The organism is Micromonospora sp. RL09-050-HVF-A (assembly GCF_019374995.1).
GTDB lineage: Bacteria > Actinomycetota > Actinomycetes > Mycobacteriales > Micromonosporaceae > Micromonospora > Micromonospora antibiotica.
Genome location: NZ_JAGKQP010000002.1, coordinates 3422260 through 3443301, shown reverse-complemented (window position 1 = coordinate 3443301; position 21042 = coordinate 3422260). Strand labels below are relative to the sequence as shown.

Below are 21042 nucleotides of genomic sequence, written 5' to 3'. Positions count from 1 at the left end.
GGGTCAGCCCGTGATCGTGGCCAGGTGCTGCTTGACCTGGGTGATGGAGGGGTTGGTCAGGGCACTGCCGTCGGCGAAGCGCAGCGTCGGGACGGTCTGGTTGCCACCGTTGACCTTCATCACGAAGTCGGCGGCCTTCGGGTCCTGCTCGATGTCGACCACCTCGTACCCGATGCCTTCCCGGTCCAGCTGCGACTTCAGCCGGTGGCAGTAGCCGCACCACGGGGTGGAATACATGGTCAACATCGTCGGATCCTCCACGGTTCGCCGCGCCCCGGCCCGGTCAGGCCAGGCTGACCGGTACAACACCGGCCGGAGCTGAGATGATTCCTCGCTGTGGTGGTTCACTCAGCGGAGTCGGTCCTCGCCGGGCTGGATCCGGAGCAGCGGTCGGCGGTGACCGCCCCGGCCGGCCCGGTCTGCATCCTGGCCGGCGCCGGCACCGGCAAGACCCGCGCGGTCACCTCCCGGATCGCCCACCGGGTGCTGACCGGGGAGATCGTCGGACGACACGTGCTGGCGGTCACCTTCACCGCACGGGCCGCCGCCGAGATGCGGGCCCGACTCACCGGGCTCGGGGTGCCCGGGGTGCAGGCGCGGACGTTCCACGCGGCGGCGCTGCGTCAGGTGCGCTACTTCGCGCCCCGGCTACTGTCCGGCCGGGCCATGCCGGAACTGCTGGACAGCAAGGTCCGGGTGGTCACCCTGGCCGCCGCCAAGGTCGGCCTGCGGGCCGACCGGGCCGCCGCCCGGGACCTGTCCGGTGAGATCGAGTGGGCCAAGTCGTCGCTGGTCGAGCCGGGGGACTACGTGGTCGCCGCGGCCCGGGCGCTGCGCGAGACGCCGTACGAGCCGGCGACGGTGGCCGAGGTCTTCACCGCGTACGAACGGTTGAAGCGGTCCTCCGGGGTGATCGACTTCGAGGACATGCTGCGCGCCGCGGTGTGGGGCATCGAGGAGCACCCGGACGTCGCCGAGCAGGTACGCGGCCAGTACCGGCACTTCGTCGTCGACGAGTACCAGGACGTCAACCCGCTCCAGCAGCGGCTGCTCGACGCCTGGCTGGGCGGCCGGGACGACGTGACAGTGGTCGGGGACGCCAGCCAGACGATCTACTCGTTCACCGGGGCCACCTCGGCGTACCTGATCGACTTCCCGCGTCGGCACCGGGCGGCCACGGTGGTCCGGCTGGTGCGTGACTACCGGTCCACCCCGCAGGTCGTCGGGTTGGCCAACGCGGTGATCGGGCAGGCCCGGGGCACCGAGGCGCGGCTGCGGCTGGAGCTGCACGGCCAGCGCCCGCCCGGCCCCGAACCGGAGCTGCGGATCTTCACCGACGAGCCGGCCGAGGCGACCGCGGTGGCGGCCCGCTGCCGGACCCTGGTCGACGGGGGCACCCCGGCCAAGGAGATCGCCGTGCTGTTTCGCACCAACGCCCAGTCGGAGGCGTACGAGAAGGCGTTGACCGAGGTCGGCGTCCCGTACGTGGTGCAGGGGGCGGAGCGGTTCTTCGAGCGTGCCGAGGTACGCCAGGCGATGGTGGCGCTGCGGGCCGCCACCCGGTCGATCCCGGGCGACACCCCGCTGCCGATCGCCGTCCGGGAGGCGTTGACCGCGGTCGGCTGGGCCCCCGACGCCGCCCCGCCCGGTGGTGCCGCCCGGGAGCGCTGGGAGGCCCTCGCCGCCCTGGTCCAGCTCGCCGAGGAGTACGCGGCCAGCCCCGAGGTGCTGCCGATCGGCGAGGCGGCGACGGTGGAACGTCAGGCGACCCTGGCGGACTTCAACGACGAGTTGGCCCGTCGGGCCGCCCAGCAGCACGTGCCGACGGTGGACGGGGTGACCCTGGCCTCCCTGCACTCGGCCAAGGGGCTGGAGTGGGACGCGGTGTTCCTGGTCGGCCTCTCCGAAGGCACCCTGCCCACCTCGTACGCGCGTACCCCGGAGCAGGTCGAGGAGGAGCGGCGGCTGCTCTACGTCGGGATCACCCGGGCCCGGCAGTGGCTCTGGCTGTCGTACGCCTCGGCCCGCTCGCCCGGTGGTCGGGCCCGCCGGCCGTCGCGGTTCCTGCCCCAGCTGGACCGGACCGGTGGGGGCGAGCGGGCCGGTGCGGGCCGGTCGGGCGGGGTGGCCGGGGCGAAACGGGCGGTGGAACGTCGGCGGACCCAGGTGGTGTCCTGCCGGATCTGCGGCGCGACCCTGCTCGCCGGGGCGGACCGCAAACTGGGCCGCTGCCCGACCTGCCCGTCGGACATTGACGAGAATCTTTACGAGCGGTTGGGTGACTGGCGGGCCCGGGTGGCCGGGGCGCAGCGGGTCCCGGCGTACGTGGTCTTCACCGACGCCACCCTGGTCGCGCTGGCCGAACGGCGACCGGGCCGGGTCGAGGAGCTGATCGCCATCGCCGGCATCGGCCCCCGCAAACTCGGCCTGTACGGCGAGGCGGTGCTGGCGTTGGTGGCGGGCGCGACGGTCGACGAGATCGGCCCGGAGAAAACTCTCGAAATCTCGTCGTAAATTCGTTTGCCCTCGCCCCGTGGCGAGGAATAGCCTCAGGACGCACCTCGGGAGCAGCGCCATAACGGCTGCTCACGGGGGCTGAGTCCGAATCGGCACGAGGAACGTGAGGGAGGTGGCAACCGTGGAGATCATCACTTATGAGCGTCCGGCGGCGATGCCAGCTGCCTTCGCTCCGCTGTCGGCTGTCCGGGTGGCCCTTGCCGCTCCGCGACCGTCGAACCCGCAGGTGCACCAGGTCTCGGTTCAGGCCGAGCTGAACCTGACTGTTGCACCCACTGCGGGAGCCGAGGGGACCAGTGGCTTCACGGGTCTGGGCATTGATGTCGCTAAGCAGCGCATGGATGTCCGCGGCGTTCCACCTCGAGGTAGACCGGTCTGACACTCAGACCACCGGCTCACCTCGAGGCCGCGGAACCCGCTCACCGGGATCCGCGGCCTCAGTTTTTTGCCCGTCGAAGTACGTCGGAATTGCGATCCACGAGATCGAAGTGAGAGAGAGGTGACCGGGAGATGAGTCTGGCGTTGGCCCCCCTCGACGTGAGCGTCGAGCTGGAGGCGAACCTGCCCTGCCGGAAGTTCGACCCCGACCTGTGGTTCTCCGACTCGCCCACCGACCTGGAGCTGGCCAAGTCGCTCTGCGGGGACTGCCCGCTGCGCGTCGAGTGCCTGGCCGGTGCGGTCGAGCGGGCCGAGCCCTGGGGCGTCTGGGGCGGCGAGATCTTCGAGCGTGGCGCGGTCGTCCCGCGCAAGCGGCCCCGGGGCCGTCCGCGCAAGGAGGACCTCGCCCGTGACGCGGCCCTTCAGGTCGAGGCCGAGGCGCGGATGGCGGCCAGTGGTGTGGCCACCTCGCGCAGTGCGGTCCGGCTGGCAGCCTGACCTACCCGATCCGTTCCACCCACCCGCCGATGACCATCGGCCGCGAGAAAGTTGACCACGATGCTGCACCTGCCGAACGGAACCGAGATGCAACTACTCCACGAAGCGTTGTCCCGGGCTCGAATGCGCCAGCCTCAGGCCGGTCGTACCACCACGAGCACTGAGGCGCACCGTTCTGCCCGTACCGTCGCGATGAGCAGCCGGAGCCAGTCGGCTCGCGACCTGGGCGTTCTCTAGGACCACCTGCGATACGCGGGGGCGGTGACCGGGTTCCGGTCACCGCCCCCGCGTCGTCCGTCGGCCGGGCCGGCCCGCCGCCGGTCCCGCTGCCGCGCGTCGGTCAGGCCACCGGGGCGAAACCGGGCAGCCAGCGCTCCAGGATGCCCCGGTAGGGCGCCTTCGCCTCCAACTGGCAGAGCACCCCGATCGAGCCCAGCGTCACCCGGTGGATGAGCAGGTACGACGGCGGTAGGTTGAGCTGCCGGCTGAGCTGGAAGGCGGGCGACTTCGGGCTGGCCAGCCGGGTCGCCTCGGCGCGGAGCCAGGCCCGGGTGAACCGGAACTCCTCCTGCGCCACCGGGTCCAGCATGGGCCGGATGTAGTCCAGCAGCGCCTGCGCGTCGATCGGCTCGGTCGCCTTGACGAAGCCTTCCTCGCGTAACCCGGCGACGACCGCGTCGGCGTCGCCACGCAGCGACAACCCGAGCAACCGGCCGATCGGCTCCGGGGTACCCTCGGGCATCCGGGCCACCGCGCCGAAGTCGATCACACCGAGCCGGCCGTCGGGCAGCAACCGGAAGTTGCCCGGGTGCGGGTCGGCGTGCAGCAGCCCGGCCCGGGGCGGGGCGGACAGGTGCAGGGTCGCCATCAGCCGACCGGCGGAGTTGCGCTGCTCGTCGGTGCCCTCCCGGATGATGTCCGCGAGCGGTGTCCCCTCGATCCACTCGGTGACCAGGACCCGGGGCGAGGCGGAGAGCACCGCCGGGATGAAGATCTCCGGGTCGTCGGCGTACGCGGCGGCGAAGGCGCGTTGTGACTCGGCCTCCAGCTCGTAGTCCAACTCCTCGGTGATCCGCTCCCGCAGTTCGGCCAGGAGCGGCTTGACGTCCAGGCCGGGTTGGATGGCCCGGAACATCCCGCCCAGCCGGGAGAGCTGCTTGAGGTCGGCGAGCAGCGCGTCCCCCGCACCCGGGTACTGGATCTTGACGGCGGCGGACCGGGACACCCCGGTCTCCGGGTCCCGCCACACCGCCCGGTGCACCTGGCCGATGCTGGCCGCCGCGGCCGGGGTGTCGTCGAACTCCACGAACCGGTCCCGCCAGTCCGGCCCGAGCTGCTCCGCGAGCACCTTGTGCACGCTCGCCACCGGCAGCGGTGGGGCGGCCTCCTGGAGCTTGGTCAACGCCTGCCGGTAGGGCGCGGCGATCTCGTCAGGCAACGCCGCCTCGAACACCGACAACGCCTGGCCGAACTTCATCGCCCCGCCTTTGAGCTGCCCGAGGACGCTGAACAGCTGCTCGGCGGTGCGTTGCTGGATCTCGGCGGAGATGACGTCGGAGGCGATGCCGGTGACGCGCTTACCCATCCCGAGGACGGTCCGACCGGCGAAGCCGAGCGGCAGAGCGGCGAGCTTGGCGGTCCGGGACACGGCGCGGCGCGGGATGTCGGTCACCTGGCCATTGTTACCGACTTCTCGGCCCCGCTGCTGCTCCAAGCTGGGCTGGGTCGGCGCATACCCCATTCCGCGGGCCCGGTGGGACGCCCACCGCGCTCCCACCCGTCACTGCGGGCGACCGGGGCCGGAGCAGGAACAGCCGGGGTGCGGGGCCCAGGCCCGACGTCGGAACCGGCCGGCCGACCCGATCTCCACCGCGCAGCCCACCGTCTCCGGGGTGCCCCCGTCGACCTGGGCCAGGGCCTCGGCGACCGCATAGCCGACGGCGCTGAGCAGGGTGGCCGTGCCGCAGGACCGGTCGGCCGGGCCGGTGGCGAGCTGCGCGGCCAACCCCGGCCAGCCCGGGTCGCGATCGGTGCGGTGCAGATCCAGACAGTGCAGGCAGGGGCCCACCGGTGGCCGGACCAGGGGACCGACCACCGGCACCCCCTCCCGGAGGGTGAGCAGCAGGTGCGGTTGGCGACGGCGGGCGTACCCGGTGGCGAGCAGGTCCGTCGGGCGGTCCGTGCCGAGGTGCACCACCAGGGCGGCCGGGCGTCGGCCGGCCGGGTGCGTCCGGGTGCCCGGGGCGGTGCGGGCGACGGCGTCCCGGACCGCCTCGGTGAGCGGTCGCCCCACGTCGGTCGCGGCCAACCCGGACCCGACCAGGTCGACCGGGTCCACCGGGCCGGTCAGCTCGGCTGCCACGTGCCCGACACCGGCCTGGGCCAGGGCCACGGCGACCGGTGCGCCGAGCCGGCCGGCCCCGGCCACCACCACCCGGGCGGCGCGTCGTCGGCGGAGCACCTGGGCAGGGGTGCCGGGCAGGGCGGGCGCGGCCAGGGCGAGTGCTGCGGCCTCCGCGGCGAGCCGGAGCCGGTCCGGGCCGGTCAGCTCGCGGGGGAGCAGGGTGTGCGCCGGTACGACCAGCCCGGCCGCGTGCAGCGTGTCGATCAACCCGCGCGCCTGGCCGGGGTCGATCTGGGCGTGCACCGCGTCCGCCAGGACGCCGCGGACGCTCCGGGTGCCGTCGAGCAGGTCGAGCAGCCGGGTGACCCGCGAATCGGTCACTTCCAGCAGCACGGCCCGACCCGGGTTCAACCCCAGTTGCAGGGTGTGCCGGTCGCGCCAGAGCCGGGTCAGACCCGGCACCAGTACGGGGCGGAGTAGTGCAGCGTCGCTGGGTGCGGGAGGAGAGGGGGCCACGATGACGAATCGTGACCGAATCCCTGCGGTGAGTCGATCGTTGTCCACAGGTGCGCAGCGCCAGATCCAGCGTTGTCCACAGGAGTTGGCGGGTTATCCACAGCTCACCGCGCGTCATGTCGGGCAGCTGACAGATCGCCCGGCGGGGGAGTGGGCGGCTGCTGTGGGCCGGCCGTCCGGTGGGCGCTGCCCTGCGATCGGTGCGCGCTGCCCTCCGCTCGGCGGGCGCTGCCCACCGATCGGAGGGCGTCGTCGCGGATCGGTCGGCCGGGTCGTCTCCGTGGGCTGGCTGGACGTGCCGGAGGGGCGGCCGACCGGCCGCCCCTCCGGCGTCGTACCCGGACGGGTCAGACCTTGGCCTTGCCCAGGATGCGGTTCACTGTTGTGCCGCACACCGGACACTTGCCCTTGGCCATGTTCATCCCGGTCTTCGAGACCTCGACGTGCCCCTCGAAGTCCCGCTTCTCCTTGCACTTCACGCAGTAACCGTTGTAGGTCTGGGCCTGGTCGGCCACGGTAGCCTCCTCGTCTCGTCCGCCGGGCACGTCGGTCCGGCGGTTCTCCCGGCGGCGGGCCACGCGGGGCGCGGCGCCGGGTCCTTCTCCGCGGCCACCCACGTGACCGCCGGTTGGCGGACCCTACCCAGCTCTGGGCGGTTCCATGTCAGCTGTGCATCGACACTGTGAGCAAGTCGACGTCGAGAGTGTGCATCCCGAAATAGGCGGGATAAGTGAGTTTGCCGGGGACACGCCGTGTGGAGTGCCAGGGGAGGTCCCCCGGACGGGGGTGCGGCGACGCTACCGGAGCTGATCAACTACGGTGGAGATCGCGCCCGGTGGGGGGCGGTCGGTCTCGCCACGAAGGGTGACGAGGGTCCAGCCTCATGGTCACCACCAGTTTTTTTCGGACTCCTTACTACTAACCCCCATTTTCTGGGCGCGTGTCGGGGTGTTGACCCTTGCGGACCCCTGGTCAGTACGCATTAGCTTTCCCTCGTGGCAGGAAACCACGGCTGCGCGGCCCACTGATGGCGGCGCGGAAGCCAGTCGTCGAGGTACGGCGCAGTCAGCGCCGGCGACGGACGGTGTCCGCCTACCGGGACGGCGAACGGGTCGTGGTGCTCATCCCGGACCAGTTCTCCCGAGCCGAGGAGAGCGAGTGGGTCGACCGGATGCTCGCCCGGCTCGCCGCCCGGGAGGGCCGGTTGGCCCGCAACGACAACGAGCTGCTCGACCGGGCCCTCCGCCTGATCAACCTGTACCTGTCCGACCAGGGCGGAGAGACCCTGCCGGCCAGCGTCCGGTGGGTCACCAACCAGAACGGCCGATGGGGGTCCTGCACCCCCGCCGACCGGACCATCCGGATCTCGCACCGGCTCCAGGACATGCCCGAGTGGGTGCTCGACTACGTGCTGCTGCACGAGTTGGCGCACCTCATCGTGCCGAGCCACAACGCCCGCTTCTGGGCCCTGGTCGGCCGGTACGCCAAGACCGAACGGGCCCGGGGCTATCTGGAGGGCGTGGCCGCCGCCTCGGCCGTCCCGGTGGCCGGCTGACCGCCACCCCCGTCGACCGTCCGGCCGTGGGTCGATCGACTCGTCCAGGTGCAGATCGACTCGTCCGGGCGCAGGTAGCGGGGTCCGCCGGGCGTCGACGCCACCACTTCGGCCCACAGGAGTCGATCACCCGCAGGGTGCCCACTACAGTCGGGGAATGCTCCGACGGGTGGTGGTGGCGTTGCTCGCTCCGGTCGCCTGGTCGCCGCCCGGCGTCGAGCTGACGCGCTGGCGTACCGCGCTGGCCGAGGACGTGGTGGACCTGTTCGCCACCCTCGCCGAGGTGGAGACCGCGCTCGCGGTCACCCCGGCCGACCGCTGGCTGGCCGACGCGGTGCGCTGGCCCGACACCCCCGTGTACGAGGTGCCCGAGCCGACCGTCGACGCCGTGCTGGCCGCCCTCGACGGGTACGACCAGGCTGCCGTGGTCGTCGCCGACGCCCCCGACCTGCCGGGGCTCACCCTCGGCAAGCTGCTCCGACCGCTGACCAGTCGACCCGTCGCCGTCGCTCCGGTCGAGGGCGGTGGCCCCGGGCTGCTCGGCGTGGCGTGCCGGTTACCCGTACCCGGCTGGCTGCCGGCGCTGGACCTGGACGCCGCCGGGCCGGCGGACCTGCGGCGCGCGGCGCCCGCCCCGACCGACGTGGCGGTCACCCCCGGCTGGCACCGGCTGCGCGGCCCGGCCGACCTGGCCGCCCTCGACCCGGCCGTCGAGGGCTGGGAGGCGACCCGCGCCCTGCTCTCCGGCCACCGCACCTGACCGGCCACCGCACCTGACCACCAACGGCGACCGGCCGGGCCTGCCCGGTGATCGGGCGGGTCCGGCCGGTGTCGCGGCTGGTCCGCAGCGGTCAGGGCCGGTCGGTGTCGCCGTCGGTGTCGTCGGTGCGGGGACGGCTGCCCGGCGCCTGCTCCTCGGGGCCGCCGGGAGCGGTGAAGTCGAAGGTGGCCAGCTCGTCGTCGAGATCCGTCGAGGTGGTCGCGAAGGCCACCGGGTCGGCGAAGTCCGCGTCCGACGGGAGCAGGTCGGGGTGGCCCCAGACCGCGTCCCGGCCGGCGATGCCCCGGTGCTCGGTCAGCGCCGCCCAGAGCGCCGACGCCTCCCGCAGCCGGCGCGGTCGCAGCTCCAGGCCGACCAGCGCGGCGAAGGTCTGCTCGGCCGGCCCACCGGCCGCCCGGCGGCGACGGAACGCCTCGCCGAGGCGGACCACGTTGGGCAGCCGGTCGGCCGCCGCGCTGTCCACCACGTGGCAGACCCAGCCCTCGACCAGCGCGAGCGCCGTCTCCAACCGGGCCAGGGACGCCTTCTGCGCCGGGGTGTCCTCCGGGGTGAAGATCCCCTCCAGGGCGATCGCCTGCATCGACTCCGGGTCGGTCGGGTCGACCCGGCCCATCGCCTCCTCGATCGCCTCCCGGTTGACCCGGATGCCCGACGCGTAGTTCTCCACCGCGGTCAGCACGTGCCCGCGCAGCCACGGGACGTGCTCGAAGAGCCGCTGGTGGGCCGCCTCGCGCAGGGCCACGTAGAGGCGTACCTCGTCCTCGGGCAGCTCCAGGCCCTCGCCGTACACCCGGATGTTGGCCGGGATCAGCGCGGCGGTGCCGGCCGGGCCGAGCGGCAGGCCGATGTCACCGGCGGAGAGCACCTCGGCGGCGAGCTGCCCGAGGGCCTGGCCGAGCTGGCCGCCGAAGAGCGCGCCACCCAGGGTGGCGACCATCGACTGCATCGGGCCGAGCTGGGCGCGGGCCTCCGGCGGGACCAGGTCACCCATCGCGCCGACCATCCGGCTGGCGACCGGGTCGCAGAGCTTGCGCCAGACGTCAAGCGTCTTGTAGATCCACTCGTTGCGGTTCCACGCCACGGAGAGGCGGATGCCGGTCGGCCAGGCCGACGCCGGCTCCAGCCAGAGGTCGGCCAGCCGCAGCGCCTCCTCCACCGCGTGCCGCTCGTACGGTGAGGCCATCGGGTCACCCGTGGCCGCGAGCTGGCTGGCGGCCACCTGGCGGGCCAGGTCCCAGTTGACCGGCCCGCTGCCCGGCGCGGAGAGCAGGTGCTGCAACTGCGACATGAACTGCTGCATCTGCGCGGGATCGTTGGGGTCTGGTGGTTGCCCACCCGGGAGCGCGAAACCGAACGGAATATCAGGCACGACGTCTACGGTACGCGCGCCGCGCCCCTGGTAGCCGCCGTCGGCGTTGCGCTGAGGGCGAAGTCCGCCGTAGCCTGCCGGACCCGCCGCCCCCGGTCGGTACGCTCTGCCGCATGAGACGTCGTGGCGTGACCGTCCTCCTCGGTGCTCTGCTCACCACCCTGCTGAGCATCGGCGTGCTCGGCGCGCCCATCCCGTACGTGGTGCTCGGCCCCGGGCCGACGGTGAACACCCTCGGCACCTCCGACGGCCGGGAGGTCATCCAGGTCACCGGCCGGGAGACGTCCACCTCCGCCGGTCAGCTCCGGATGACCACGGTCGGCGTGCAGCCGACGGTGAAGCTGCGTGCCGCGATCGTCGGTTGGCTGTCGAAGGACGAGGCGGTGGTCCCCCGGGAACTGGTCTACCCGCCGGGCGAGTCGCAGGAGGAGGTCGAGAAGCGCAACGCCGAGGACTTCCAGAACTCGCAGAGCAGCGCCGAGACCGCCGCGCTGGTCAAGCTCGGCTACCCGGTCGAGGTGGTGGCGAAGGAGGTCGCCGCGGACGGGCCGGCGGCCGGTTCGCTCAAGGCCGGCGACGTGGTCACCACCGTCGACGGCGCGAAGGTCACCTCGGCGTCCCGGCTGGTCGAGCTGGTCCGGGGCAAGCCCGCCGGCACCGCGCTGACCATCGGGTACGTCCGCGACGGCGCCCCCGGCACCGCCACCGTGACCAGCCGGGAGTCCGACGGCCGACCCCGGATCGGGGTGGTCCCCGACCAGCGGCAGCCGCACCCGTTCACCCTGAAGATCGACCTGAAGGACATCGGTGGTCCGAGCGCCGGGCTGATGTTCGCCCTCGGCATCATCGACAAGCTCAAGCCCGAGGACCTGACCGGCGGGAAGGTCATCGCCGGCACCGGCACCATCGACGACGAGGGTCGGGTCGGCCCGATCGGCGGCATCGCCCAGAAGCTGGTCGGGGCGAAGAAGGCCGGGGCCAAGGCGTTCCTGGTGCCCGCCGACAACTGTGCCGAGGCGGTCCGCAACCCGCAGCCCGGCCTGCCCATGCTCAAGGTCGGTTCGCTGGACGAGGCATTGACCGCGTTGGACGCCCTGCGCGCCGGTGCGGAGCCGACCCGCTGCTGAGGGCGGGCACGCCGGACCGGCCGGGCACGACCTGACCCGTGACGTTCAGGAACACCCCGTACTCTGGGTGCCTGTCCGGAGCCGATCACATCGAGCGTGCGGAGCCAAACAGTGGCCATGCGTAGCAGCCCCCTGCCGAGGATGAGTCGGCGCGGACGCGTCACCATCGGCGTCCTGGTCGGGGTGTTCCTCCTGTTCACCCTTCTGGGCTGGGGGGTGCAGGCGTGGACCGACTGGCTCTGGTTCGACGAGGTCCGCTACACCCAGGTCTTCACCGGCGTGCTGCTGACCCGGACGCTGCTCTTCCTGACCGTCGGGCTGGGCCTGGCCGCGTTCGTCGGCGGCAACCTGTGGTTGGCGTACCGGCTGCGGCCGACGTTGCGCCCACACTCGCTGGAGCAGGCCACCCTCGAGCGGTACCGGATGCTGCTCGCCCCCCGGATCGGCACCTGGATCAGCCTGACCGCCGTGGTGCTCGGCCTGTTCGCCGGGCTCTCCGCGCAGGGCCGCTGGACCCAGTGGCTGCTGTTCCGTAACGGTGGCGACTTCGGCGTCAAGGACCCGGAGTTCGGCATCGACGTCGGCTTCTACGTCTTCCAGTTGCCGTTCTGGCGTTACCTGCTCGGGGTCGGCTTCACCGCCGTGGTGCTGGCCCTGATCGGCGCGCTGGCGGTGCACTACATCTTCGGCGGGGTACGCCTGCAGGGCGTCGGCGACCGGATGACAGGCGCCGCGCGGGCCCACCTGAGCACGCTGGTCGCGGTCTTCGTCCTACTCAAGGCCATCGCGTACGTGCTGGACCGGCGGGCCATGCTGCTGGAGTACAACGAGGGCGCCAAGCTGTACGGCGCGGGCTACGCCGACGTCAACGCGCTGCTGCCGGCCAAGGAGATCCTGGCGTACATCTCGGTGGTGGTGGCGATCGCCATCATCGTCTTCTCCAACGCGGTGATGCGGAACCTGGTCTGGCCGGGCATCTCGCTGGCCCTGCTCGGGGTCTCCGCCGTCGCGATCGGCGGCATCTACCCGTGGGCGGTGCAGACCTTCGAGGTCAAGCCGAGCGCCCGGGACAAGGAGGCCCCGTACATCCAGCGCAGCATCGACGCCACCCGCGCCGCGTTCGACATATCCGAGGTGCAGACCAAGGGGTACGCGGCCAGCAACCTGGTCCCCCCGCCCAGCCTGGCCACCGACACCTCGGTGGTGCCGAACGTCCGGCTGCTCGACCCGCAGCTGGTCTCCGAGACGTACACCCAGCTCCAGCAGGTCCGGGGGTTCTACGACTTCGGTCCCAAGCTGGACATCGACCGCTACTCGGTGGAGAACAAGACCTCCGACTACGTGGTCGGGGTCCGGGAGATCAACTACGGCGAGCTGACCGACCAGCAGAACAACTGGATCAACCGGCACACCGTCTACACCCACGGCTACGGCCTGGTCGCGGCCCCGGCCAACCAGGTGGTCTGCGGCGGGCAGCCGTACTTCGTCTCCGGCTTCCTCGGCGAGAAGGCGCAGGAGGCGTGCTCCTCGCAGGCCGAGCAGATCCCGGCCAGCCAGCCGCGGATCTACTACGGCGAGCGGATGCAGGCCGACGACTACGCCATCGTCGGGCAGACCGAGAAGGGCAAGAACGCCGAGTTCGACCGGCCCACCCCGACCACCGGCGGCGAGCAGTACTACACCTACACCGGTGAGGGCGGCGTCGAGATCGGCTCGTTCACCAGGCGGCTGCTCTACTCGATCAAGGAGCAGGAGACGAACTTCCTGCTCTCCGAGGCGGTCAACGACAACTCCAAGCTGCTGTACGTGCGTAACCCCCGGGACCGGGTGGAGAAGGTCGCCCCGTTCCTCACCCTGGACGGCGACCCGTACCCGGCGGTGGTGGGCGGCAAGGTCCAGTGGATCATCGACGGCTACACCACGGCGGCGACCTACCCGTACGCCGAGCGGATCAACCTCCAGCAGGAGACCACCGACGAGCTGACCAACCGGGGCACCTTCCAGCTGGCCCGGGAGAACGTCAACTACATGCGCAACTCGGTGAAGGCCACCGTCGACGCGTACGACGGCACGGTCCGCCTCTACGAGTTCGACGACGGCGACCCGGTGCTCAAGGCGTGGAACAAGGCGTTCGGCGGGGACCTGGTGCTGCCCAAGAGCGCCATCCCGGCCGACCTGGCCGCGCACTTCCGCTACCCGGCCGACATGTTCAAGGTGCAGCGCAACCTGCTCACCAAGTTCCACGTCACCAACCCCGGCGACTTCTACTCCGGCCAGGACTTCTGGCAGGTGCCCAACGTGCCGGACGCGCCGGACAGCGGGCAGAAGCAGCCGCCGTACTACCTGTTCACCCAGTTCCCCAACCAGGACGCCCCACGGTTCCAGCTCACCTCGGCGGTCACCCCGAACGGACGGCAGAACCTCGCCGCGCTGATCTCCGGGTCGTACGTCGACGGGCAGCCGAAGCTGGAGGTGCTGGAGCTACCCGACCAGACCCGGATCTCCGGCCCGGTGCAGGTGCACCAGCAGATGACCAACAACGCGACCATCCGGACCGAGCTGAACCTGCTCTCCTCCAACCAGGCGCAGGTGCAGTACGGCAACCTGCTGTCGTTGCCGTTCGCCGACGGGATGCTCTACGTCGAGCCGGTCTACGTCAAGAGCAACCAGCAGGACGCGTACCCGCTGTTGCAGAAGGTGCTCCTGTCCTACGGCGACGGCGGCTCGTACGTGGTCCTGGCCAACAACGTCAGCGACGGCATCAAGCAGCTCGTCGAGCAGGGCAAACGGGCCGGGCAGGGGAGCACCCCACCGCCGAGCGGCGAGACGCCACCCCCGCCGACCTCCCCCTCGGCGTCGCCGTCGGCCTCACCCTCGGCCGGGGCGGGCAGCCCACCGCCCAGCGGTGACCTGGCTGCCGCCGCCCAGCGGGTCCAGACGGCGATCGCCGAGGTCAAGGCCGCGCAGGCGTCCGGCGACTTCGAGCGGTACGGCCGGGCGTTGAAGGCGCTGGACGAGGCGATCACCGCTTTCCAGCAGGCTCAGCAGGGCAACCCGGCGGCTCCGTCCGGCGGCAACCCACCCGCCACGCCGGCACCGTCCTCCGGCGGCTGACCCACCCGCTCCCGCGTCGACGGGCCCCACGATCCGAGTCGGGATCGGGGGCCCGTCGCCGTTGCGGCCGGTCGCCCCGCCACCGGCGACGCCGCTGCCCGTCCCCGGCGCAGGTGGTACGCGACGCGGAGGGCGACGGGCCGGTGTCGGTCGAGCTGCGCCGGGCCTGATCCGCAGGGCCCACGGTGACCCGTCCGGGGCCGTTTTGCGGGCCCGGGGGTCGGTGCGCTACGGTTAACCAGGCGACGCGGGGTGGAGCAGCTCGGTAGCTCGCTGGGCTCATAACCCAGAGGTCGCAGGTTCAAATCCTGTCCCCGCTACTGTTCGACAGGCCCCGGAGTTTCTTCTCCGGGGCCTGTCGTTTTCTCTCTCCGGGTTCCCTCGTCGACCCACCGGTTTGTGGTTCTTCCACCGGTTCTGCTGGGCCCTTTCCGGGTTCCCACGTTCGTTTGCGGGTTCACGAAGTTGCCCGTCGGGGGTGGGTAGCCCAGGATCAGATTGCGTTTACCGCGCATCCTCACCGGCATGTCGCCTCTCCACCGGCAATCTGGTCCCGCTGCCCGGTGACCGTGCCCCGACACCGTGGAGCCGTGGAGCCGTGGAGCCGTGGTGCGGCGTGGTGGGCGGGCGTGAGCTGGGCGGATGGCGGATTGGGGGGCCGGCTGATCTCCGTCTGGCGGGTGGGTTAAGCTTATCTAGCCGACGCGGGGTGGAGCAGCTCGGTAGCTCGCTGGGCTCATAACCCAGAGGTCGCAGGTTCAAATCCTGTCCCCGCTACTGTTACGACAGGCCCCGGATTTTACCCTCCGGGGCCTGTCGCCGTCTGTGGCCCGTCTCCGGCGACCCGCCTGTCGCCTCCGGCACCCCGGCCCAGCCCCCGGGCCCAGCTCAGCCCCGGGCGGAGCGGGCGGCGGCGGGCGGAGCTCAGCCCGGGCGGAGCTGGGGCCGGGTGGGCGGGTGCTTCGGGGTGCCGGACTTGCTCTCCTCGGTCAGGATGAGGGCATGTCTACTGGGATCAACAAGTCAACTGCCGTGACGTGGTGGGGCCGGCTGAGCGCGGTGTTCGGCGCGGTCGTCCTCTCGGTCTTCGTGCCGGTGGCCGCGTGGGCGTCCACAGGCACCGGCGAACTGGTGGTGGAGGCCGCCCGTCGCCGGTCGAGGGGCGGTGGATTCGGCGTCATCGGGCTGCTCTGCTGCCTGGTGGTGGTCGGGGGCATCGTCCTGCTGGTGGTCCTGCTGATGCGCAACCGCCGCAGCCGTCCGCCGCGCTGATCCGTCACCGGGCCCAGGCGGCCCTGACCCGTCACCGGGCCAGGGCCGCCTGGGCCCGGGCCATGAACTGGGTAGTCGCCGCCCGCGCCCCGGAGCGCCCCGCGCGGATGCTCCGGGCCGCCTCGGTGAGCAGGTCACGCACCTCGCCGTGCCCCTTCGGCGGCGGTTCGGGTGCCGGGCCCACCTGCTGGCGCAGCGCCTCACCGAGGGCGGCGACCTGCTCGGCCAGCGGATCGTCGATGGTCTGGACCACCGCCTGCCGCACCGTCAGGCTGGCCGGCAGCCCCCGTTCCACGCCGAGCAGCCGGCCCACCTCCACACTGCTGGTCAGGAAGTCGACCACGTCCGCCACCACCTGCGGATGACGGGTGCCCCGGAACCCGGCCCAGTACATCGACGCCCGGTCCCACTGGGCGGCCCGGGGGCCGGGGAAGCCGACCAGGGTCAACTCGTCGTCGCAGTAGCGCTGAAGTTCGGGCAACTGGTGGGACCAGGCGAACGACGCGGCGGTGTGCCCGGTGACGACCAGTTGTCGGGCCGGCTCGCCGCCGTCGGCCCGGTCGACCAGCGCTGCCGCCGGAGTGGCCTGCTGGCTGCGGGCCCGCTCCCAGAACTCGAACCAGTCCAGCAGCGCCGCCGAGCCGAAACCCAACTGGCGTCCCTGGTAGAACTTGGTGCCCAGGCCACGCAGCCAGAGCCACAGTGCGCGGTGGTCGCCCGACGGGTCCATCGAGCCGGCGACCCGGCCGCCGCCGGCCCGGGTCACCCGGGCCGCCCAGCTCAGGTAGTCGGCCCAGGTCATCGCGGTGGTCGGCTCGGGCTCCCCGAGCCGGCGGAGCAGAGCGCGGTTGAACACCACGGCGGCGTGGGTCTGCGCGGCCGGCACGCCGTAGACCCGGTCGTCGATCTTCCCGTAGTCCACCAGGCCGGGCGGCAGGGTGTTCAGGTTGATCCGGCCGTCGTCGACGTAGCCGCCGAGGTCCAGGAGGATGCCGCGCTGGGCGTACTCGCCGAGCATCGAGTCGTCGATCTGGAACAGGTCGGGCACGTTACCGCCGCCGGCCTGGGTGGCGAGCCGGTCGTAGTAGCCGCCCTGCCCCTGCCAGGTCACCCGGAAGGTGACCAGCGGGTTCCGGGCCGAATAGAGCCGCAGGGCCCGTTCGGTGGCCTCCGCCCGCTTGGTGCCGCCGTACCAGAAGACGGAGAGCTCCACCGGGCCGTCCTGTACCGGTGACTCCTCCTCGACGCCGCACCCGCTGAGGCCGCCGGTGGCCAGCACCGGCAGCCCGAGCAGTGCACCGAGCAGCCGCCGGCGGGCCGGGTCGATGCCGGGTCGGGGCAGCGGGGGACGCACAGCGGGCAACGGGTGCTCCTGGGAAGGGGTGGGCCGGTAGCCGGATCATTCACGCAGGTGGCGCAGGTGGGTGTCAACGGGCCGGTCGGCCTGCCGGCCGCCCCGGCTCCGGGTGGGCGCACCGGCGGGCCGGGCACCCGTGGTGTACTAGGGCGCGTGGAACTTTTGCACTCGGGCAAGGTCCGGGACGTCTACACCGACGGCGACGACCTGATCCTGGTCGCCTCCGACCGGATCTCCGTCTACGACGTGGTGCTACCCACCCCGATCCCGGACAAGGGTCGGCTGCTCACCGCCCTGTCGCTCTGGTGGTTCGAGCAACTCGCCGACCTGGTGCCGAACCACGTCATCTCCGCCACCGAGGTGCCCGCCGAGTTCGCCGGTCGGGCGATCCGCTGCCGCCGGCTGGACATGGTGCCCGTCGAGTGCGTCGCCCGGGGTTACCTGACCGGCGGTGGCCGCACGGAGTACGAGCGCACCGGCGCGGTCTCCGGCGTGCCGCTGCCACGTGGCCTGGTCGAGGCGTCGATCCTGCCGGAGCCGATCTTCACCCCGTCGACCAAGGCGCCGGCCGGGGAGCACGACGAGCCGATCACCTTCGCCGAGGTGGTGGACAAGGTGGGTGCCGAGACCGCCGAGCGGCTGCGCCAGATCACCCTCGACGTCTACCGGCGGGGCGCGGAACTCGCCGCCGACCGGGGCATCCTGGTCGCCGACACCAAGATCGAACTGGGCTGGGCGGCGGACGGCACCCTGGTCCTCGGCGACGAGGTGCTCACCTCCGACTCGTCCCGCTACTGGCCGGCCGAGTCGTACCAGCCGGGTCGCACCCAGTTCTCCTACGACAAGCAGTACGTCCGGGACTGGGCGACCAGCAGCGGCTGGAACAAGCAGCCCCCCGCGCCCGAGGTCCCGGCCGACGTGGTCGAGGCGACCCGGGCCCGCTACGTCGACGTCTACGAGCGGCTCACCGGCGAACGCTGGTCCTGACCCACCGTTCCCGGCCGGCGCTGCACGGGCCGGCCGGGAACAGGGTCAGTTGCCGCCCAGGACGGTCTTCGGCTCGGCCCGGTAGGAGCGGTCCTCGGCCTGCTTGCCGAGCACACCGCCACCCGGGGTCTCCACGCTGAACGCCTGCTCGTCGGTGACGATCCCCGGGCCGTCGCGGCCCTCGTCCCGGTCGTCGTGCCGCGCGGCGGTGGCCCGCCGGGGAGCCAGCTCCGGCGGCACCGGCTGCCCGCCCCGTGCCGGTCGGGGTGCCGGCCCGGCCGACGGGCGACCCCGCAACGCGCCCGGCACCTCCTCCAGCCGGGACACCCGCCCGCCGGACGGTGGCGCGGCCGGCGCGTCCAGCACCGGTGCGGTCGCCTCCGACCGGCCGTCGGCCAGCCACTCGCCGCCCGAGGCCGCCGGGCGTGCCGCGTCGCCCCGGTCACGTCGCTTCGACCGGGGCGTCCCCGGCACCGCGACACTCCTGGCCGGGTTGCCCAGCACGGACGGGGTGGTGCCCGGCCGGGTCGCCGCAGCGGCGTCGCCGGCCCGCTCCCCCGTGGCGCGGCCACCGCCGGCCGCCCGTCGAACCTCCGGACGACGGCTGTGCAACACCGGTGCGGTGGTCTCACCGGCCGGCCGGCCGAACAGGTCGGCGTCGCCGGCACCCGGGCGGACGGACCCGCGTCGCGCCTCGTCCTCCCCCTGCCCGGTGCCCGGCCGGCGGGTGCCCGGCGAGTGCGGCGCCCCCGTCGTCGAAGGGCCGCCGGCACCCCGTACCCCCGGCGGTGGGGTCGCCGCCGACGGGGCACCGGGCCGGCGAAGCCCGCCCGGCGGCGCGGCCCGGCCGCCCGTCGGTGGCGGGGTGGCGTTCGCACCGGGGGAACGCAACGACGCCTGGGGCGGCTCGGTGACTCCCGGCGCTCCGGCACCACCGCGCAGCACCCCGCTGCGCAACCCACCCCGCTCACCGGTGAGCCCGTCCAGGCCCGGCGGCCGGACCAGCCCGGCCCGGCCCACCCCGGCGGCGTTGGCATTGGCGTTCACGCCGCTCAACCCGGGTGAACCGGTGGGCAGGCCGGGTGGCGGCGCGACCAGCGGCGGCGCGACCACCGGCGGCGGCGTCACGGCGGGACCCGCCCGCTCGTCGGTGCCGGGCGTAGGAACCGGCGCCCCGGTCTCCGGCGGCGGCCTGAGGGTGTCCAGCACCTGCCGGGCCAACTGATCCGGATCGGTCGGGGTGGGTCGGGGCACCGCCCGCACCGGAGTCGAGGGCTGGTTCGTCCCGCCGGGCGGACGCACACCGGGCGGCCCCACCGGTGGCGGCACGCCGACCGGCCCGCGCCACGGCGGGTGACCGACCGGGTTGAGCACCGCGTCCATCGGGAAGAACGGCGGACCGTGCCCGCCGCTGACCTTGCTCAACGTCTCGACGTAGTCGTCGGCGGTACGTCGGGCCAACTCCTGCGCCCGGCGGTTGAACTCCTGCTGTTTCTCCTGGACCGCCTCGGCCTCGGCCGCCTGGATGCCCTTCTCGCCGTCGTACAGACCCAGGGTGAAGCCCTGCTTGAAACCCTCGGAGAACTGCGTCCAGCCGTCGGAGTTCTTAGCGTCGTCGATGGCCTCCCGGTATTCCGTCCAGAGCCGCTCCATCTCCGCCCGGGAGTCGCGGGCGATGCCGACCATCGCCCGCAGCGCGGTCACGTTGTGCTGGGCCGCGTCCATCCACTCGTCGAGGTACGCCAGCGTCTTGCCCGGCCCCGCCTTGAGGAACGCGTCGCGGGCCTGCGGGGACTTCCAGTGCTCGTCGTGCAGGGTCTGGCTGGCGGACAACAACTGCTGGTGGATGCTCTGCAACAGGTTGTAGGCGTTCTGCCACTGGTCGGCCAGCGCCGAGATGTCCTCCGGGTGCTGCCCCAGCACCTGCTGACGGACCGCCTCGATGGTGGCCCCGCCCTCGCCGCCCGGTGCCGGGGTGAACTTCAGGTCCCGGTTCTCCGGCGGCATGACGTACCGGGTGCCCTCGCCGCGCGGGCCACCGTGCGCGTACGTGGCCTGGGCACCCCAGTAGTCGGCCATGGTGTCCTCCCCGGGCTCAGATGCCGTAGTCGTGCTGCTTGATCTCGTCCAGCGCCCGCTTGGCGGGGGAGTCGGTCAGCTCGGCCGGGTCCACGCCCTCGGTGTCCTGACCGATGTGCAGTTCCTGCGTGACGGTGCCCTTGCCGTCGGTCGTGGTGATCGTGTGCGTCCCGTCGGCGTGCTGCGCGTCGACCCGGGTGGCGGTCGGCTTGTTCCCGGCGTCGAGCTGCTCGCTGGTCACCGTGTGACCGCCGTCGACGCCGTACGACGTGGTCTCCCGGCTGCCGCCGGTGCGCCGGCCCTCGGCGTCGGTGTTGGTGGTGGTGACCACCGTCGAGTTGCCGGTGACGACCGTGGTCGTCCGGCTGGTGCTGCTGTCGAGCACCTTGCCGGTGGCGTCGGCCGTGGTGGTGACCGTCTCGGTGCCCACGCCACCGGGCAACGACCGCTGCACGATGGTGCGCACCACGCCGCCGGGGCCGAGCGCGGTGAAGGTGATGCTGCCGTCCGGGGCGACCCGGGGCTGACCCTGGTCGACGAACTGCTCGGGGGTCGGCGCGGCGTTGGCCTGACCGCTCGACACCGTTTCGAGGTACTGGTCCCACCAGGTCTTGCCGGAGACGAACGGCGGCAGCCCGGCCGGACGTGGCGCGTCGGCCTCGCCGAAGGCGAACCGGACCGCGTCCAGCGAGGCCGCCGACCAGCCGTCGGTGTTGGCGTAGGCGTCCGCCACCGTCTGCGCGGCCATGCCGATGTTGGTCAGCGCCGCACCCAGGTAGGTCAGGTACTGCTGGAACTCGGCGTAGTTCAGGGTGAGCTGGGTGCGGACGTAGACGCCCTCGGGTAGCGCGGCGCCCTCCCAGGCGCGATGCGGCAACTGGCCGAGCTGGCTCAACCGGCCACCGTGGCTCTGCAGGTTCTCCTGGATGACGACCATGTTCTTGCCGTAGTCGACCAGCCCGTCCGGATCGACGTCGACGGGTTTCTGATCGCCCAGCCAGTCGGTCCGGGTGTTCTGTTCGGTCTCGTGCTGGTACGGGTTGCTGCCGCCCGTGCTGCCGTCGTCCTCGGCCACCGAACCTCCCCTGGTGCGGCGGGCCCCCGCCCGAGTGTCACCGGAAAACGCCCCGAGCGTAACCGCTGCCGAC

17 protein-coding genes and 2 tRNA genes are annotated in these 21042 nt (G+C 72.5%); 11 read left to right on the top strand and 8 right to left on the bottom strand.

The window, feature by feature from the left end; translation table 11 throughout:
- Positions 1-3: 3 nt before the first annotated feature.
- Entirely contained in the window at positions 4-246 is a 243-nt protein-coding gene (locus J7462_RS14860) for a mycoredoxin (RefSeq protein ID WP_219464589.1), read from the bottom strand.
- A 90-nt stretch (positions 247-336) separates the two neighbouring features.
- On the opposite strand from J7462_RS14860, the gene J7462_RS14855 reads away from it, so the two are divergent.
- The 3 genes from J7462_RS14855 to J7462_RS14845 all read left to right on the top strand — a co-directional run bounded on the left by J7462_RS14855 (position 337) and on the right by J7462_RS14845 (position 3393).
- Entirely contained in the window at positions 337-2514 is a 2178-nt protein-coding gene (locus J7462_RS14855; RefSeq protein WP_208568068.1) for an ATP-dependent DNA helicase UvrD2, read from the top strand.
- A 124-nt stretch (positions 2515-2638) separates the two neighbouring features.
- A complete protein-coding gene (locus tag J7462_RS14850; RefSeq protein ID WP_219464588.1) occupies positions 2639-2896 on the top strand; it encodes a hypothetical protein in 258 nt (85 codons plus the stop codon).
- 131 nt (positions 2897-3027) lie between these two features.
- Entirely contained in the window at positions 3028-3393 is a 366-nt protein-coding gene (locus tag J7462_RS14845; RefSeq protein ID WP_208568070.1) for a WhiB family transcriptional regulator, read from the top strand.
- Positions 3394-3733: 340 nt separating this feature from the next.
- Here J7462_RS14845 and J7462_RS14840 read toward each other — a convergent pair whose 3' ends face one another.
- From J7462_RS14840 to J7462_RS14830, 3 genes are all read right to left on the bottom strand, one after another.
- A complete protein-coding gene (locus J7462_RS14840) occupies positions 3734-5065 on the bottom strand; it encodes an AarF/ABC1/UbiB kinase family protein (RefSeq protein WP_208568071.1) in 1332 nt (443 codons plus the stop codon).
- A gap of 108 nt (positions 5066-5173) precedes the next feature.
- On the bottom strand, positions 5174-6253 hold the full coding sequence (locus tag J7462_RS14835) for a ThiF family adenylyltransferase (protein WP_219464587.1): 1080 nt from the start codon (positions 6251-6253) through the stop codon (positions 5174-5176).
- Between the two features lie 347 nt (positions 6254-6600).
- The gene (locus tag J7462_RS14830) at positions 6601-6768 is read right to left on the bottom strand and encodes a DUF5679 domain-containing protein (protein WP_007464795.1); all 168 of its coding nucleotides are present in this window, start codon (positions 6766-6768) and stop codon (positions 6601-6603) included.
- Between the two features lie 509 nt (positions 6769-7277).
- Between J7462_RS14830 and J7462_RS14825 the strand changes: the two genes are divergently transcribed.
- Positions 7278-7808, top strand: coding sequence for a M48 family metallopeptidase (locus J7462_RS14825; protein WP_208568143.1), 531 nt, complete (start codon positions 7278-7280; stop codon positions 7806-7808).
- Positions 7809-7965: 157 nt separating this feature from the next.
- Entirely contained in the window at positions 7966-8568 is a 603-nt protein-coding gene (locus tag J7462_RS14820; RefSeq protein WP_219464585.1) for a hypothetical protein, read from the top strand.
- Positions 8569-8659: 91 nt separating this feature from the next.
- Here the strand turns inward: J7462_RS14820 and J7462_RS14815 are convergent, their stop codons facing one another.
- Positions 8660-9889, bottom strand: coding sequence for a zinc-dependent metalloprotease (locus J7462_RS14815; protein WP_219470358.1), 1230 nt, complete (start codon positions 9887-9889; stop codon positions 8660-8662).
- Positions 9890-10071: 182 nt separating this feature from the next.
- Here J7462_RS14815 and J7462_RS14810 point away from each other — a divergent pair, with 182 nt between their 5' ends.
- From J7462_RS14810 to J7462_RS14790, 5 genes are all read left to right on the top strand, one after another.
- Positions 10072-11085 carry a PDZ domain-containing protein gene (locus J7462_RS14810; protein ID WP_219464583.1) on the top strand — a complete coding sequence of 338 codons (1014 nt, stop codon included), beginning with the start codon at positions 10072-10074 and terminating at the stop codon, positions 11083-11085.
- Positions 11086-11202: 117 nt separating this feature from the next.
- Positions 11203-14199, top strand: a complete 2997-nt coding sequence (locus tag J7462_RS14805; protein WP_219464581.1) for a UPF0182 family protein — start codon at positions 11203-11205, stop codon at positions 14197-14199.
- A 246-nt stretch (positions 14200-14445) separates the two neighbouring features.
- Positions 14446-14519 (top strand) — tRNA-Met (locus J7462_RS14800).
- A 383-nt stretch (positions 14520-14902) separates the two neighbouring features.
- Positions 14903-14976: transfer RNA gene (locus tag J7462_RS14795), tRNA-Met, on the top strand.
- A 225-nt stretch (positions 14977-15201) separates the two neighbouring features.
- Complete coding sequence (locus J7462_RS14790) at positions 15202-15471, top strand: hypothetical protein (protein ID WP_208568077.1); 270 nt, start codon at positions 15202-15204, stop codon at positions 15469-15471.
- Positions 15472-15502: 31 nt separating this feature from the next.
- On the opposite strand, the gene J7462_RS14785 is transcribed toward J7462_RS14790, so the two are convergent.
- Positions 15503-16825 carry an extracellular solute-binding protein gene (locus tag J7462_RS14785; protein ID WP_219470356.1) on the bottom strand — a complete coding sequence of 441 codons (1323 nt, stop codon included), beginning with the start codon at positions 16823-16825 and terminating at the stop codon, positions 15503-15505.
- Between the two features lie 156 nt (positions 16826-16981).
- Between J7462_RS14785 and J7462_RS14780 the strand changes: the two genes are divergently transcribed.
- Positions 16982-17815: a phosphoribosylaminoimidazolesuccinocarboxamide synthase gene (locus tag J7462_RS14780; RefSeq protein WP_219464579.1), complete on the top strand. Its 834-nt coding sequence runs from the start codon at positions 16982-16984 to the stop codon at positions 17813-17815.
- A 45-nt stretch (positions 17816-17860) separates the two neighbouring features.
- Here the strand turns inward: J7462_RS14780 and J7462_RS14775 are convergent, their stop codons facing one another.
- Both J7462_RS14775 and J7462_RS14770 read right to left on the bottom strand, forming a co-directional pair.
- The gene (locus tag J7462_RS14775; protein ID WP_219464577.1) at positions 17861-19894 is read right to left on the bottom strand and encodes a hypothetical protein; all 2034 of its coding nucleotides are present in this window, start codon (positions 19892-19894) and stop codon (positions 17861-17863) included.
- Between the two features lie 16 nt (positions 19895-19910).
- A complete protein-coding gene (locus tag J7462_RS14770) occupies positions 19911-20969 on the bottom strand; it encodes a WXG100 family type VII secretion target (protein WP_219464575.1) in 1059 nt (352 codons plus the stop codon).
- Positions 20970-21042: the final 73 nt, after the last annotated feature.

Excerpts from the sequence above, each read along its gene's own strand:
- J7462_RS14860 (WP_219464589.1), bottom strand. The coding sequence starts at position 246 with ATGTTGACCATGTATTCCACCCCGTGGTGCGGCTACTGCCACCGGCTG.
- J7462_RS14845 (WP_208568070.1), top strand. The coding sequence starts at position 3,028 with ATGAGTCTGGCGTTGGCCCCCCTCGACGTGAGCGTCGAGCTGGAGGCG.
- J7462_RS14820 (WP_219464585.1), top strand. The coding sequence starts at position 7,966 with ATGCTCCGACGGGTGGTGGTGGCGTTGCTCGCTCCGGTCGCCTGGTCG.
- J7462_RS14815 (WP_219470358.1), bottom strand. The coding sequence starts at position 9,889 with ATGCAGCAGTTCATGTCGCAGTTGCAGCACCTGCTCTCCGCGCCGGGC.
- J7462_RS14810 (WP_219464583.1), top strand. The coding sequence starts at position 10,072 with ATGAGACGTCGTGGCGTGACCGTCCTCCTCGGTGCTCTGCTCACCACC.
- J7462_RS14805 (WP_219464581.1), top strand. The coding sequence starts at position 11,203 with ATGCGTAGCAGCCCCCTGCCGAGGATGAGTCGGCGCGGACGCGTCACC.
- J7462_RS14790 (WP_208568077.1), top strand. The coding sequence starts at position 15,202 with ATGTCTACTGGGATCAACAAGTCAACTGCCGTGACGTGGTGGGGCCGG.
- J7462_RS14775 (WP_219464577.1), bottom strand. The coding sequence starts at position 19,894 with ATGGCCGACTACTGGGGTGCCCAGGCCACGTACGCGCACGGTGGCCCG.